18 protein-coding genes are annotated in these 13,184 nt (G+C 45.8%); 13 read left to right on the plus strand and 5 right to left on the minus strand.

Going from position 1 to position 13,184, the window contains the following annotated elements; all coding sequences use genetic code 11:
* Positions 1–53: 53 nt before the first annotated feature.
* Complete coding sequence (locus ACE1CM_RS41630; RefSeq protein ID WP_374885101.1) at positions 54–638, plus strand: GerMN domain-containing protein; 585 nt, start codon at positions 54–56, stop codon at positions 636–638.
* 110 nt (positions 639–748) lie between these two features.
* On the opposite strand, the gene ACE1CM_RS41635 is transcribed toward ACE1CM_RS41630, so the two are convergent.
* The 3 genes from ACE1CM_RS41635 to efp all read right to left on the minus strand — a co-directional run bounded on the left by ACE1CM_RS41635 (position 749) and on the right by efp (position 2,418).
* The gene (locus ACE1CM_RS41635) at positions 749–1,102 is read right to left on the minus strand and encodes a metalloregulator ArsR/SmtB family transcription factor (RefSeq protein ID WP_226578369.1); all 354 of its coding nucleotides are present in this window, start codon (positions 1,100–1,102) and stop codon (positions 749–751) included.
* 69 nt (positions 1,103–1,171) lie between these two features.
* Positions 1,172–1,696 (minus strand): acetyl-CoA carboxylase biotin carboxyl carrier protein, encoded by a 525-nt coding sequence (gene accB / locus ACE1CM_RS41640; RefSeq protein ID WP_374885103.1) that lies wholly within the window; start codon positions 1,694–1,696, stop codon positions 1,172–1,174.
* Positions 1,697–1,860: 164 nt separating this feature from the next.
* On the minus strand, positions 1,861–2,418 hold the full coding sequence (efp, locus tag ACE1CM_RS41645) for an elongation factor P (protein ID WP_226578363.1): 558 nt from the start codon (positions 2,416–2,418) through the stop codon (positions 1,861–1,863).
* Between the two features lie 321 nt (positions 2,419–2,739).
* Here efp and ACE1CM_RS41650 point away from each other — a divergent pair, with 321 nt between their 5' ends.
* The 11 genes from ACE1CM_RS41650 (at position 2,740) to ACE1CM_RS41700 (ending at position 8,665) form a co-directional block, all read left to right on the plus strand.
* The gene (locus ACE1CM_RS41650; protein WP_374885104.1) at positions 2,740–3,855 is read left to right on the plus strand and encodes a peptidylprolyl isomerase; all 1,116 of its coding nucleotides are present in this window, start codon (positions 2,740–2,742) and stop codon (positions 3,853–3,855) included.
* A 108-nt stretch (positions 3,856–3,963) separates the two neighbouring features.
* On the plus strand, positions 3,964–4,281 hold the full coding sequence (locus ACE1CM_RS41655; RefSeq protein WP_374885106.1) for a hypothetical protein: 318 nt from the start codon (positions 3,964–3,966) through the stop codon (positions 4,279–4,281).
* Between the two features lie 235 nt (positions 4,282–4,516).
* Positions 4,517–5,533 carry a thiamine-phosphate kinase gene (thiL, locus tag ACE1CM_RS41660; RefSeq protein ID WP_374885107.1) on the plus strand — a complete coding sequence of 339 codons (1,017 nt, stop codon included), beginning with the start codon at positions 4,517–4,519 and terminating at the stop codon, positions 5,531–5,533.
* A 190-nt stretch (positions 5,534–5,723) separates the two neighbouring features.
* Positions 5,724–6,233 (plus strand): hypothetical protein, encoded by a 510-nt coding sequence (locus ACE1CM_RS41665; protein WP_374885109.1) that lies wholly within the window; start codon positions 5,724–5,726, stop codon positions 6,231–6,233.
* 197 nt (positions 6,234–6,430) lie between these two features.
* A complete protein-coding gene (locus tag ACE1CM_RS41670; RefSeq protein ID WP_374885111.1) occupies positions 6,431–6,925 on the plus strand; it encodes a hypothetical protein in 495 nt (164 codons plus the stop codon).
* Between the two features lie 111 nt (positions 6,926–7,036).
* Positions 7,037–7,306: a hypothetical protein gene (locus ACE1CM_RS41675; protein WP_374885112.1), complete on the plus strand. Its 270-nt coding sequence runs from the start codon at positions 7,037–7,039 to the stop codon at positions 7,304–7,306.
* A gap of 42 nt (positions 7,307–7,348) precedes the next feature.
* The gene (locus ACE1CM_RS41680; RefSeq protein ID WP_374885114.1) at positions 7,349–7,678 is read left to right on the plus strand and encodes a hypothetical protein; all 330 of its coding nucleotides are present in this window, start codon (positions 7,349–7,351) and stop codon (positions 7,676–7,678) included.
* Complete coding sequence (locus ACE1CM_RS41685; protein ID WP_374885115.1) at positions 7,678–7,968, plus strand: Eco57I restriction-modification methylase domain-containing protein; 291 nt, start codon at positions 7,678–7,680, stop codon at positions 7,966–7,968. Before ACE1CM_RS41680 ends, ACE1CM_RS41685 begins: the two co-directional genes overlap by 1 nt.
* The gene (locus ACE1CM_RS41690; protein WP_374885117.1) at positions 7,965–8,174 is read left to right on the plus strand and encodes a hypothetical protein; all 210 of its coding nucleotides are present in this window, start codon (positions 7,965–7,967) and stop codon (positions 8,172–8,174) included. Before ACE1CM_RS41685 ends, ACE1CM_RS41690 begins: the two co-directional genes overlap by 4 nt.
* 88 nt (positions 8,175–8,262) lie before the next feature.
* Complete coding sequence (locus ACE1CM_RS41695; RefSeq protein ID WP_374885119.1) at positions 8,263–8,451, plus strand: hypothetical protein; 189 nt, start codon at positions 8,263–8,265, stop codon at positions 8,449–8,451.
* Positions 8,452–8,512: 61 nt separating this feature from the next.
* Positions 8,513–8,665, plus strand: coding sequence for a hypothetical protein (locus ACE1CM_RS41700; protein ID WP_374885120.1), 153 nt, complete (start codon positions 8,513–8,515; stop codon positions 8,663–8,665).
* 148 nt (positions 8,666–8,813) lie between these two features.
* Here the strand turns inward: ACE1CM_RS41700 and ACE1CM_RS41705 are convergent, their stop codons facing one another.
* Both ACE1CM_RS41705 and ACE1CM_RS41710 read right to left on the minus strand, forming a co-directional pair.
* A complete protein-coding gene (locus ACE1CM_RS41705) occupies positions 8,814–9,308 on the minus strand; it encodes a TIGR00725 family protein (RefSeq protein ID WP_374885122.1) in 495 nt (164 codons plus the stop codon).
* A gap of 266 nt (positions 9,309–9,574) precedes the next feature.
* Complete coding sequence (locus tag ACE1CM_RS41710; RefSeq protein ID WP_374885123.1) at positions 9,575–10,459, minus strand: 4-hydroxybenzoate solanesyltransferase; 885 nt, start codon at positions 10,457–10,459, stop codon at positions 9,575–9,577.
* Between the two features lie 497 nt (positions 10,460–10,956).
* On the opposite strand from ACE1CM_RS41710, the gene ACE1CM_RS41715 reads away from it, so the two are divergent.
* A complete protein-coding gene (locus ACE1CM_RS41715; protein ID WP_374885125.1) occupies positions 10,957–12,609 on the plus strand; it encodes an HD domain-containing protein in 1,653 nt (550 codons plus the stop codon).
* Positions 12,610–13,184: the final 575 nt, after the last annotated feature.

Consider the following 13,184-nt stretch of genomic DNA (forward strand, 5'->3'; position numbering starts at 1 on the left):
TCTATTTCGGTCTCCTCACACCCAGTCTGCTTATTTGGAAGGAGAACCCAATCATGCAACAACAACTACTCTGTCGTATCCCTCGCAGCGTCATTGCGGGTGTCGTGACCCTGGCTTTAGTTACTGCTTGTGGAAGGGAAAACCAGACGGTAACAAATAATACTCCCACTCCGTCTGCTGTTGTCCAGCCAGAACAACAGCAGACGGCTCAAGTTTATTTAGTTGCAGCTCAGGATAATAAAATACACCTGGTTGGTCGTCCGGTAGCGTCAACCAAGACGGGAAACCAAAATCCAAAACAGTCTCTAGAAGAAGCTTTTAACCGCTTGTTATCGGGATCTACGGGTGCTGATGCGGGTGTTTCTTCCAGCATTCCCCAGGGAACCAAACTCCGCAGCTTGGCGGTTAAAAATGATACCGTATCCGTTGATTTGTCCCAAGAATTCACGAGGGGCGGCGGTACGGCTTCGATGCAAAGCCGCTTGGGACAGGTGATTTACACCGCAACCAGTTTAAACCCCAAAGCCAAAGTGTATATATCTGTCGAGGGGAAACCCTTGACAGAGTTAGGCGGTGAAGGTTTAACCATCGACCAACCGATGACTCGCCAAAGTTTTGACGCGGATTTTCACCTGTAGGGGTGATGGCGTTCCCAGGCAGAGCCGTAGGAACGAGGGTAATGGGTAATCGGTCAACTGAAAAGTATAAATCGCAACCAATTACCAATTACCAATTACCAATTACCCAACTATTGTTTGCTGGCGAGGCTAAAATCGCGAAAGTGACGGGCTTGTTGTTCGATGCGGGTAGCTAGGCGATCGCATACCAGGTTACACAGCTCAAAAATTAACTCATCCTCCACCTTGTAGAAGGCGGAGGTGCCTTCGCTGCGGCGGCTGAGGATACCTGCCTGCAACATCACTTTTAAGTGCTTGGAAACGTTCGCCTGACTCGTTTGCGTGGCATCTACTAGCTCTTGGACGCATTTCTCGCCATTGCGAAGTAAGTTTAACAGCCGAAGGCGCATTGGTTCGCTCAAAATGCTGAAGTACTCAGCCACTTGTTGCACAACTTCTTGCGGTACAGGTTGCGCTTGTCTCATTGAATTTATCAAAAAGGACCGATGCCCAAAAATTTTACCAGTTCCTTTTCTATAGCAATAGAGTAATGTTCAGTCTGGATTAATCCGCAGCAAAATTTGGTCGTATTCCACGGGATTGCCGTTGGATACGAGGATCTCCATTACCTGTCCTGACACTTCGGCTTCAATTTCGTTCATCAGCTTCATGGCTTCGATGATACAAATCGTTTGCCCAACGCGGATGCGATCGCCCACTTCCACAAACGGCGGTTCGTTGGGAGCGGGGGCGCGGTAAAATGTCCCCACCATCGGGGACTTAATAGCCACCCATTTCGACTCAGCTTGTGGGGGTGATGCCGGTGGAGGAGAAGCAAAACTGCCTACCGCGCCAGCAGGAGTTGTTGTAGGGCGGACTGGCAGGTCAGGGGGCATCGCGCGACTCTCCTGGTCGAAAGCTAAAGCTTGGGGTGATAAGCGTTCGGGTGGGCGATCGCTCAATGAGCTACCCTTACGCACTGTCAATTCAAAGTCCGCGCTTTTGAGTGTCAGTTCGGTAATCTCGGTTTGATTTAAAACCGCCAGGAGTTCGCGCAGTGCATTCAAGTCCAATTCCACAATAAGTCTGACCCCGTTAAATTCGTTTTGAAGGTAATTGGTAACAGGTAATGGGTAATTGGTAAGTGGTAATTGTTTTTTCCATTACCCATTACCCTCGTTCCCACGGAGCTGCCTGGGAACGACATTCCCCAATCTCAAATCTAAAATCTCACCTCTAAAATTTACTCGCGACCTAGATATTTATCTTCGCGGGTATCAATGCGGATGCGCTCGCCTATAGAAATAAACAGGGGAACCATCACTTGCGCCCCGGTTTCGACAATAGCGGGTTTGCTACCGCCGGTGGCGGTGTCGCCCTTGACACCAGGATCGGTTTGAACTATTTCCAATACAACCGAGTTGGGCAGTTCTACTTCCATCACTTGGGTGTTCCAGCGGATGACGTTCACCTCCATGCCTTCTTTGAGGTACTTGACGCGATCGCCAATCTGTTTAGCAGAAAGTCTCGCTTCTTCATAGGTTTCCATATCCATAAAGACGTAATCATCGCCGTCTTTATAGGTATGCTGCATCGTACTCTTTTCTAGATTGGCTTGGGGCACCGTTTCACCAGCGCGGAAGGTTTGTTCTACCACGTTGCCAGTTTGGACGTTTTTCAGCTTGGTTCGCACAAAAGCAGAACCCTTACCTGGTTTGACGTGGAGGAATTCTACGACCCGCCAAACGCCATTATTCCATTCAATTGATACGCCGGGTCGAAAATCGTTACTCGAAATCATGAACCTTGTTTCCCACAGGCAGAACGATCGGCTTAATGATTGTACCGCTCTTAGTGACCAAACAGGGGTTCCAGAGGCAGGGGGGCTATGGTGATGGGGAGATGAGGGAGACAAGGGAGACAAGGGAGATGCTTGAAGTAGAAGTAATATCTTACCCATCTTCCCTATCTTGATCGTCTTCATCACCTGCATCACCTTCCCCATCTTCCCCATCTTCCCCATTTTCCCTATCTTCATTCCCCGCGTCAGAGTGTCCCCGCCAAGCGAGCGTCCTCCCCTCTATGGCAAGATGTAAGATTGTGTTTACTTAAAACTTTATTTATGCCTCGTTCTAGTCTTCCATTCTTTGAGCTTGCCAAACGCTGGCTCTTAACCGGCATCGCGATGCTGCTGCTGGTAACGCTCTCTTTGGGGCTTTCTGCTGCCTACCGCCAGAGCCGTTTACCTGTGGGAAATCCTATCACCGATGGTAGAGCGCTATTGCGGTACGCGCTACCGATTGACAATCAGCCGGTGCGAGACTTGCAATCGAGTTTGGAAGACATTGCGAACCAACTGCGAGCCAATCGCCGTTGGAGTGCTATTTCTAGCGATATTAGCAAAGCGGGTTCGATTCTCTCCCGTCCTGAGAAATTGCTAGCCAGCGTCCCTGAAGCACAAAAGCCAAAAGCTGAGGCTTTGATCGAGGAATTGAAAGGGCAATTAACCGCGATCTCCAACGCTAACGAAGCCAAGGATAAAAACCAAATATCGCTCGAGCGTTCCAAGGCGCTGAATTTAGTCGGGGATCTAGAAGATTTGATGGTGCAGAAATTCCCCTATGAAGTTCCCGCCGAATATAGCAATCTACCTCAGCTTAAAGGTCGCGCCACCATCGAAATGACGACCAATAAAGGCCCGATTACCTTAGTTGTAGATGGCTATAGCGCCCCCGTGACTGCGGGTAACTTTGTAGATTTAGTTGAGCGCGGTTTTTACGACGGGATGAAGTTTATTCGCGCTGAAGAATCTTACGTGTTGCAAGCTGGAGATCCACCCGGTCCGGATCAAGGTTTTATTGACCCAGCAACTGGCAAGTACCGCGCCATTCCCCTAGAAATTCTGGTTAAAGGCGACCGGGCACCGACTTATGGTATTACCCTAGAAGATGCCGGACGCTTCCGCGAAAAGCCGGTTTTACCCTTCTCTGCCTATGGTACTGTGGCGATGGCGCGTCCCGAATTCGAGCCAGATGGGGGATCGTCTCAGTTTTTCTTTTTCCTATTTGAACCCGAACTCACTCCCGCCGGACTCAACTTACTCGATGGTCGCTATTCAGTGTTTGGCTACCTGACGGAAGGGAAGGAAGTGTTGGAAAAGCTGCGGGCAGGCGATACGATCGAATCGGCTAAGGTAGTTCGAGGGGCAGAAAATCTGGTTCAGCCTCAAGCTGCTTAAATTAAGCCCGAGGGCAATATCTGCCCAAAATTTCGCTCTCAGGCTATTGTCTGGGAGCGATATCGTAAAATATTGCAAAATATAAATTAGCCTAGATTTTTACCTGACATGGCGATTGTTGAGTTTATATTAATCCTCGCGCTTGCTGGAACGGCTGGCTTATTTATAATTAAGGCAACTGGCGATCGGCAGAAGCAACGGCGACTAGAAGTAGCTTTCTATGAGTTGTTGAAGGAGCAAGATAGTTGTATTTCCCTGATCCAGCTAGCTGCGGCTGCAACTGTTGATTCTCAGTTGGCTAAGCAGTACCTGGATCTACAGGTTAAGACTTTTGGTGCAATTCTGGAATTCGATCGGGATGGCGAACCTTTTTATCGCTTTCCTAAATTGCGTTTACCTCCGTCTTTGGCAAAAGGAGATTGGTGATTATTTCAGATTTGAGATGGCAGATTTTAGATTTGATTCGCCCACAATTAGCAAACATAGAAACCGGGTTTCTTGCTACGCTCTTTACTTCCAAAGCGACGATTTTTCAGAGAAACTTTGGTGTTTGTGTAAGTTTTGTCAGTTAAAACTGACTAAAATGCTTTTCAGTTCGTAGTCAGGACGAACGTCCTTTGTTATTAGGTTTGGGGACTAAAGTCCCTACTACAAACAATTTATGCAGATTAGGGATATTGGGGAACAAGGGTTATTACAACGATTGCAGCGGTTTTGTCCCGATGAAATAGTGGGCGATGATGCGGCTGTTCTTCGATTGCAGCCTGGGTACGAGCTTGTTGTCACTACCGATATGTTAGTCGATGGGGTGCATTTTAGCGATCGTACCACCTCTCCCCAAGATACAGGCTGGCGTGCGGCTGCTGCTAATTTATCCGATTTAGCCGCTATGGGCGCATCTCCTCTGGGAATTACCGTAGGTTTGGGTGTGACGGGGGATACAGAGGTGAGTTGGGTGGAGCAGGTTTATGAGGGGATGAGCGAATGTTTGGGACAATACAATACCCCGATTGTGGGGGGAGATGTGGTGCGATCGCCCGTTGTCACCCTCTCCATCACTGCGTTTGGCGAAGTTACCCCCAATCGGATTATCCGCCGCAGTGCCGCACAACCGGGCTATGCAATTGTAGTTACAGGCGTTCACGGTTCGTCCCGCGCCGGATTAGAATTACTACTAAATCCCGAATTGGGAAATAATCTAAGCGATCGCGATCGCAACATCTTAATTCAAGCCCATCAACGCCCCAAACCCAGATTAGATGTTTTACCGATTTTGTGGGACATTCTAGACAATTACCCATTACCCATTACCCATTACCAATTACCCATTGCTGGAATGGATAGCAGCGATGGATTGGCTGATGGGATTGTGCAGATTTGTCGGGCGAGTGGAGTGGGGGCGGTGGTCGAGCGATCGCATATTCCCCTCTCGGATAGTTTACTCAATTTTGTGTCAGCAGAACAAGCATTAAATTGGGCATTATACGGCGGCGAAGACTTTGAATTAGTTCTCTGTATTCCCCCAGAAATAGCTGGTAAATTTGTGGAAGAATTAGACAAAAAAGCAGCAATTATCGGGAAAATTAACGCTGAAAAAACAGTTAATTTAGTTGATATTAATAATAATTATAATTATAAAAAAAAAATAAATTTAAATCAAGGATTTCAGCATTTTTAAGGTTTGAGCGGGTTGCGATAAAGAAATAAAAGTAAAAGAAATTCGCTGCTATTCTTTTCTCCCGGCTGAGGGTGTAGAAAGGATTATTAATTTACCTCAAAGACTGCGCCAGCGACTGCAAGAAAATGCCGAATATTCTACTCGCGCTCATACCCCCACACCAGTGCAACCGGAAGGAGTTTTGCTGTACATGAAAACCGCTGAGGGTAATGATTCCCTAGTGTGGGTTGACCGGAACGGTAACAGTGTCACCCAGTCGCAATTAGCAGTTTTAAAAGTAGCAGAATGCGAACCCTCTACACCAGCAATTACAAGAGATGAACGGCATCATGAATTAGTTAAAAAAGGTGCGGAATTAATCGCCGAATCAGAGCAGAATAGTGGGGTTGAGTTGGGAAGACCATCAGGTGCTAGGTTCCGCACTTATGAACGACTGAAGAAGTATGTTCAAGACAAGAAAGGAACAGCATTTGTAACAGAAGAACTCTTAAAGGCGATTGATGACATTTATCGTTATCCGTTGCGACAGTCAGCTATTGATACTTTAAACCGTCAATTACCCAGTGGCATTAGTAACCAGCAGTTAGCTGAATTAGTAGTTGCTTTGCGGACGGATGAACGCTTGTGTATTGTAAGTGAAGAAGCTGAAAAACGAGAACCACAAATTATTTGCTCTTTGGGATTGTTTGTGGAAAGTTAGTTTGTCAAGCGCTGCGCGCTTGACAAACTAAGCCAAAAGGCTGTACTTCACTCGGAAAGCAATTCGCTGTAAATGTAGGGTGCGTTAGACGAGAGTACGGCACCGCAACTACCATACATGGTGTCGCTGCGTAAGTCCTAAACAAGTAGGGTATCTGGTACAATAAGAATATTCAAGTTTAGTTGGGTAATTTTATTATGAAGCTAGCAGATTTACCCAAAGAAGTCATCGACGACCTTTGCCAAGAAGATAATTGGAGATTAGATATTGACCCTGGATTTGATGCCAAGCATGAATTTTGGATGAGTTGGCGAAATTTTATTAAGTTGCCAGAATCATCATTATTTCCCTCCTATCAAATGAGCGAAGATGATTTAGCTGATTTCCTCAATTTTAATGGTTTTAATATACTGCTACCAGTTAGCCGTTCTCATCATCCCAGTATTGAATTAATTCGTTTAATTCCCAGTGCTGATGCAAAAACAATAACGCTTTATTTACATGATTCTTTTTTTGAAGATTGGTTTAGAAGCGAACAAGATGCCAGATATGGTTTTCTCGCTGTAGCTGACCGCTATGAAAAATTTGGGTGCAATTTCTATTTAGCAAGTTACTATCATTTTTGCTATTTGTTAAATGACGATTATGAAGCTGCAAAGCGCATAATGCAACAGAAATTACCGAAGGGTTAAACTATTATATAATGATGAAAAACTGCAACCAATGGTTGCAGAAAGTGGCTGTAATCATAATTTGGCGATTGGCTATAACCAGAGTAAAGAAAGTTTTATATCTCACCGATTATGACGATTGATTTTCAACATAGCCGCCAACTTCTGCAAGAATTTAAGTTTGATGACCTGTTTATCCATCAGCTTGGGTGGAATAACCCGTCACCTAAAAAAGCTTTATCAATGACAATTAATGGGGAAAAGTATACTCGCCAGAAAATTGCAGAATTGTCAAAGGTAGTTGTTTTTGAAATTACCGCAGATGCGGGTCAAATTCCTAATGCTAAAATTCGTGAGGCAATTTACAGAGACATTTCTCAGTTACATTTAGAAAATCTCTGAATTTTTATTGATGGTAATCGCACCCAATCTCTTTGGTATTGGGTGAAGCGAGAAGGCACAAAAATTTATCCCCGCGACCATGTTTATGTGAAACGGGAACCATGGGATTTACTCTTAAGTAAAATTAGTGCTTTAAAAGTTGACATAGAAGAATTAGAAGCTGTAGGCGTTATCGATATTGTTCAACGTCTGCAATCAGGTTTTGATGTTGAACGCGTTAATAAGAAGTTTTTTGAAGAGTTTAAACTACAGCATACAGCATTACTTGACCCCGAATCTGGCATTCAAGGTATTACCAATGAATCTGACAGACGCTGGTATGCTTCTGTTATGGAGAACAACAGGGTACTTCTCAAGAATCTCGGTTGTTGATGTTGCGCAGTCACATTGAGAAACTCAACCAGGAATCCCAAGAGAAGTTAAATCTTTTGCTGTTGGATGAGTTTAGTCAGCGTCTGGGTATTAAATATGAGGAAGTTCAGTTATCTGGGAAGTCAAAGAAGCGTGTATTGAAAATTGATGATATTGCCGCCTTGAAGCCTTTTCACTGGGGTTATCACTTTGATAAGGTGTTAGAACAGGGTGGTTTTGATGCGATTATCACTAATCCACCGTGGGAGACTTTCAAGCCGAATTCTTCGCACAGCATAACGAACTGGTGACGAAGAATAAGATGGATATCAAGGCTTTTGAGAAGGAACAAAAAAAGCTTTTACAAAATACTGAAATTGCTAACGCTTGGCTGGAATATCAAAGTCAGTATCCTCACGTTAGTGCTTACTATCGTTCGTCTGAACATTATAAAAATCAGATTTCCATTGTCAAAAAAAAGTCGGGACGGATATTAATCTTTATAAGCTGTTTGTAGAACAGTGTTTTAATCTCTGACGTCCTGGTGAGTGTGGAATTGTTATTCCCAGCGGTATCTACACTGACTTGGGAACTAAGCAAGGGAAATGTTGTTTAGCAAAACTAAAGTTACTGGGTTATTCTGTTTTGAAAATCGCCAGATAATTTTTGAGGTTGTTGATAGCCGTTTTAAGTTTGTTGTCCTTACTTTTGAAAAAGATAGTACAACGACGGAGTTACGGATTACAGAAACCGTTGCCGCATTTTTAAACCTAGAGAAAGGTTGTTGGGATTGAATATGACTACAACAAAAAATTAGATAACCGCAAGAACCGCGATGTTTATGAAAATAACCTGATGACTGCTTTACTCAATGCTTGCGGTCAAGATTGCGGTACTTGTATTCAAATTAGCTTTGGTGAAGTAGAAGGTAAAGATGTGTGTAGAATTAGAGTCTCGCCCTCGCCGCGACCTGTTTATATTAAAGATGGACAAGATGAATATTTTTAGATCCGGGCTGGTAATTCTAATCGACCATTAAACGTTAGAGAAGCGACTGATTATATCAAGAAACGTTGGGGTTAGAGGTGACGAGTTAGACGAGGCGGGTTTATTTATCCTTTAGTGGTGATGGTGCCGTACTCTCGTCTAACGCACCCTACATCGGAGATGATATAATTTGTTTGGCTTGTTGAATCGCTGCTTGGGGAGTGTCTGCGATCGCTACATCTTTCGATAAACTTCTAAAAAAAGCCTCACTCTTATCGTCGCAATTCAACAAAATAACTGGCTTATTCCCTTTAATCGCCAAGGCAATTTCTGATGCCGTCCCTGCACCCATGCCGCAAGCAATTACTACATCGGAAGAAAGTACGTTAATATTATTCCGGGCATTTCCCATATCGGTAACAATGGCAATATCAACCGCATCAGAAACATTGCTAGTATCAGATGAAGGCAGAATTCCAACTGTTAAACCATTTGCTGATTTTGCCCCTATACTTGCAGCTTCCATCACGCCAACATTTCGACCACCTGTCAATAATACCCATCCTTGTTGAGCAATTAGTTTGCCCAATTCGCGGGCAGTTTCTAAATCAGATGGGGTGGCATTTGCTCCAGGACCCATGACGCCAATAATGATTTTTTTCATAGTTTGCTAATTGCTGGCTAATTGCTAATGGGTAATTGGTAATTGTAAGACAGTTTCATTACTCACATCTTGCACCAGTCCCAACATGCGCCAGGGAATAAATTCCCACAGCGAGTAGCTCAAGTCCTCCCAAGAGGACTAAATACTTACGATCAAAAGCTTTCAGTCCTCTTAAGAGGACTTGAGCTAAAAGCCTTTGAAATTGATTTCCGGGCAGGCTAAAACGGCTGGTGCAAGCTCTGAGATTACCAATTACCTATTACCGATTACCAAAGAAATCCCACAATCATCCCAGCTAATAAAATAAACCCAATCCAAACGTTTTGACGAAAGATTTTGCCGTAAACGGGTCTGGGTAAATCGTCTTGGCGCAGGCGAGAATAATGCCAAATCCAGCCGATTGTGGCGATTCCTAATGCTAGCCAAAAGCCCGAATGCAATTGCATGATAGCGCCTAGCCAAGCTAGCAAACCAATCGTACCGATAAAGAAGATACCAACTGCAAGGGCGGCATATTTGCCAAAGAATATGGCACTGGAATTAATGCCGATACGTTGGTCATCTTCTCTGTCACTCATGGCATACACGGTATCAAATCCTAACGTCCAGAGGATTACCGCGCCCCAAAGTATCCAACTGGCGGGTTCTAGGTGAGACTTCGCAGCACTCCAGCTAATTAATACCGCAAATCCCCAAGCAATGGAAAGCACCAACTGGGGGACGGGAAATACTCGCTTCGCGGTAGGGTAAAACACAATCGCCGGAATTGCCGCCACGCACAGCCAGAAACTGAGAGGATTGAGATACAGCGCTAAAATTCCGGCGCAACTCATCGCTACAATCGCCACGACAGCACCAGTGCGGACGGATAAAGCACGAGAAGCGAGGGGACGCGATCGCGTCCGTTCCACTTGCGGATCGATATCTCGATCCCACAAATCGTTGATTACACAACCAGCCGCGCTAGTCGCTAATGTACCTAATATAATCACGCCTACTAGCGGCGCTGGCGGCATTCCGTGACCAGCTAAAAATACAGCCCAAAGTGCCGGTATCATTAAAATCAGGCGTCCGGCTGGTTTGTCCCACCTCAACAGCCGCATAATCAAAAGCCAGGTGGGTTCGTCTTGGCGTTCTTGGTGGGTGAGCATATTCGAGTCCTCGACGTTCTAATAGGAATTTATACCGTTAAATTTCCAGCTAAATCAACAGGACTTAGGCAAACACCAAAGTTTCTCTGAAAAATCGTTGGTTTGGGAACTCGAGATCCCAGCCAGAAACCGGGTTTCTCTGAAAAATCGTTGGTTTGGGAACTCGAGATTCCAGCCAGAAACAAAGGTGATAGGATCGGGATCTTCGTGGGTAAGTCCTGTCAAATAAAATTAGCATTTGCATTTTTTTGCTTTAAATCGGATATCTTTATTCTTGGGGGGCTGGATAATCATCGTGGATGCGTCTAAGTAGGCAGGTGCCGATTTTACCGAAACTGGTGATGAAGCCCTGAATCGTGAAAGAAGACGGTGAAGAAAGAACTAACGACGACCAACCTGCGTCCTGCTAACTAATTTACGGGCGAGTTTGTTCTGGTAGGGATGTCTTCTTGGCAGCCAAACCCGCCCCTACAAAGTAACAACTACCTACTACTTAGATGGTGAATACAATTTCAGATAGCTGGGTGAATGTTTCGGATCGTGCTGGCTCCCAAGATCATCGCATTATAGCGGCGATTGATATCGGTACGAATTCGATTCACATGGTGGTAGTGCGGATTATTCCTTCGCTACCGGCTTTTACGATTATTGACCGAGAAAAAGATACAGTGAGGTTGGGCGATCGCGACCCGATCACCAAATGCCTCAAAGAAGAAGCAATGCAACGAGCGATCGCTGCATTGCGTCGCTGTCTCGAAGTCGCTAAAAGCCTCAACGCCGAACAAATTATTGCGATCGCAACTAGCGCGGTGCGCGAGTCTCCCAACGGACGAGACTTCCTGCAACGGATAGAAGCCGAAGTTGGACTGCACGTCGATTTAATTTCCGGTCAAGAAGAAGCGCGCCGCATTTATTTAGGGGTGCTGTCGGGGATGGAATTTAATAACCAGCCCCACATTATTATCGATATCGGCGGCGGTTCGACGGAATTAATTTTAGGCGATAGTCACGAACCGCAAAGTCTCAGCAGCACCAAAATAGGCGCGGTGCGACTCAGCGCAGAATTAGTCAAAACCGACCCCATCAGCAACGCCGAATATCAGTTTTTGCAAGCTTACGTGCGCGGGATGTTAGAACGTCCCGTAGAAGACTTGCAAACACACTTAAAACCGGGGGAAATTCCTCGCCTCGTCGGAACTGCGGGTACGATTGAAACCATAGCCGCGATTAATGCCCGCGAAAAGTTGGGGATACTTCCCTCGACGCTAAATGGGTATCAGTTTAGTTTAAAAGATTTGCGCGAGTGGGTGAATCGCTTCCGGAGGTTGAATTATACAGAACGCGCCGCGATTCCTGGAATGTCGGATCGCCGTTCCGAAATTATTCTAGCTGGGGCGGTGATTTTGCAGGAAGCAATGACATTGCTGGGAGTGGAAACGATCGCAGTTTGCGAACGCAGTCTGCGGGAAGGTGCGATCGTAGACTGGATGCTAACCCACGGTTTAATTGAAGACCGATTGCGCTATCAAAGTTCGGTGCGTCAGCGCAGCGTGCTTAAAACTGCCCAAAAATATCAAGTCAATTTGGAACATTCCCAACGAGTGGCAGAATTTGCCATGAGTTTATTCGACCAAACTCAAGGACGCCTGCACAACTGGGGTGCAGCAGAACGAGAACTATTGTGGGCTGCGGCAATTTTACACAACAGCGGTCACCACGTCAGTCACTCGGCGCACCACCAACATTCTTATTACTTAATTCGCCACAGCGAGTTACTCGGTTATACCGAATGCGAGATCGAATTGATTGCCAATATTGCTCGCTATCATCGCAAAAGTGCGCCCAAGAAAAAGCACGATCCCTACCGCAATTTGCCCACCAAAGAACAGCGGCAAATGGTATGCCAATTGAGTGCTTTGTTGCGCTTAGCCGTGGCGCTAGACCGGCGACAAATTGGTGCTGTGAAGCGCGTCAAGTGCGAGTATCGTCCAGAATTGCGAGAATTTCGCTTGCACCTGGAACCTGCACAACCTAACGATGATTGCGCGTTAGAACTGTGGAATTTGGATTATAAAAAGATGCAGTTTGAACAGGAATTCGGCGTTAGGTTGATGACCAAATTGTCACCAGTTCCAGTTGCTGTTGGTTAGGATGCGGCACGATTAACGTGGTAGGGACACGGCAGGATTAACATTTTCCAATCACCGACAGATCGATCGTGCCTTGTGCCGCCGACAGATTAATCGTTGGTGGTAGGGGCACGGCAAGATTAATTTTGCCATCAGCGATAGATTTATTGTGCCGTGCGCCGCCGACAGATTAATCGTCGGTGGTAGGGGCACGGCAAGATTAATTTTGCCATCAGCGATAGATTTATTGTGCCGTGCCCCGCCGACCGATTAATCGTTGGTGGTAGGGGCACGGCAAGATTAATTTTGCCATCAGCGATAGATTTATTGTGCCGTGCCCCGCCGACAGATTAATCGTCGGTGGTAGGGGCACGGCAAGATTAACATTTTACAATCACCGACAGAGCGATAGAGCCTTGTCCCGCCGACCGATTATTCGTTGGGGGTAGGGGCCCGGCAAGATTAATTTTGCCATCAGCGATAGATTTATTGTGCCGTGCCCCGCCGACAGATGAATCGTCGGTGGTAGGGGCACGGCAAGATTAACATTTTCCAATCACCGACAGATCGATCGTGCCTTGTCCCGCCGACCGATT

It is taken from the genome of Microseira sp. BLCC-F43, assembly GCF_041929235.1.
Taxonomy (GTDB): Bacteria; Cyanobacteriota; Cyanobacteriia; order Cyanobacteriales; family Aerosakkonemataceae; genus Microseira.

What these genes read in the sequence shown, in the direction of transcription:
- ACE1CM_RS41630 (WP_374885101.1), top strand. Translation starts at nt 54, where the DNA reads ATGCAACAACAACTACTCTGTCGTATCCCTCGCAGCGTCATTGCGGGT.
- ACE1CM_RS41635 (WP_226578369.1), bottom strand. Translation starts at nt 1,102, where the DNA reads ATGAGACAAGCGCAACCTGTACCGCAAGAAGTTGTGCAACAAGTGGCT.
- efp (WP_226578363.1), bottom strand. Translation starts at nt 2,418, where the DNA reads ATGATTTCGAGTAACGATTTTCGACCCGGCGTATCAATTGAATGGAAT.
- ACE1CM_RS41650 (WP_374885104.1), top strand. Translation starts at nt 2,740, where the DNA reads ATGCCTCGTTCTAGTCTTCCATTCTTTGAGCTTGCCAAACGCTGGCTC.
- ACE1CM_RS41655 (WP_374885106.1), top strand. Translation starts at nt 3,964, where the DNA reads ATGGCGATTGTTGAGTTTATATTAATCCTCGCGCTTGCTGGAACGGCT.
- thiL (WP_374885107.1), top strand. Translation starts at nt 4,517, where the DNA reads ATGCAGATTAGGGATATTGGGGAACAAGGGTTATTACAACGATTGCAG.
- ACE1CM_RS41665 (WP_374885109.1), top strand. Translation starts at nt 5,724, where the DNA reads ATGAAAACCGCTGAGGGTAATGATTCCCTAGTGTGGGTTGACCGGAAC.
- ACE1CM_RS41670 (WP_374885111.1), top strand. Translation starts at nt 6,431, where the DNA reads ATGAAGCTAGCAGATTTACCCAAAGAAGTCATCGACGACCTTTGCCAA.
- ACE1CM_RS41675 (WP_374885112.1), top strand. Translation starts at nt 7,037, where the DNA reads ATGACGATTGATTTTCAACATAGCCGCCAACTTCTGCAAGAATTTAAG.
- ACE1CM_RS41685 (WP_374885115.1), top strand. Translation starts at nt 7,678, where the DNA reads ATGTTGCGCAGTCACATTGAGAAACTCAACCAGGAATCCCAAGAGAAG.
- ACE1CM_RS41695 (WP_374885119.1), top strand. Translation starts at nt 8,263, where the DNA reads ATGTTGTTTAGCAAAACTAAAGTTACTGGGTTATTCTGTTTTGAAAAT.
- ACE1CM_RS41700 (WP_374885120.1), top strand. Translation starts at nt 8,513, where the DNA reads ATGACTGCTTTACTCAATGCTTGCGGTCAAGATTGCGGTACTTGTATT.
- ACE1CM_RS41705 (WP_374885122.1), bottom strand. Translation starts at nt 9,308, where the DNA reads ATGAAAAAAATCATTATTGGCGTCATGGGTCCTGGAGCAAATGCCACC.
- ACE1CM_RS41710 (WP_374885123.1), bottom strand. Translation starts at nt 10,459, where the DNA reads ATGCTCACCCACCAAGAACGCCAAGACGAACCCACCTGGCTTTTGATT.
- ACE1CM_RS41715 (WP_374885125.1), top strand. Translation starts at nt 10,957, where the DNA reads ATGGTGAATACAATTTCAGATAGCTGGGTGAATGTTTCGGATCGTGCT.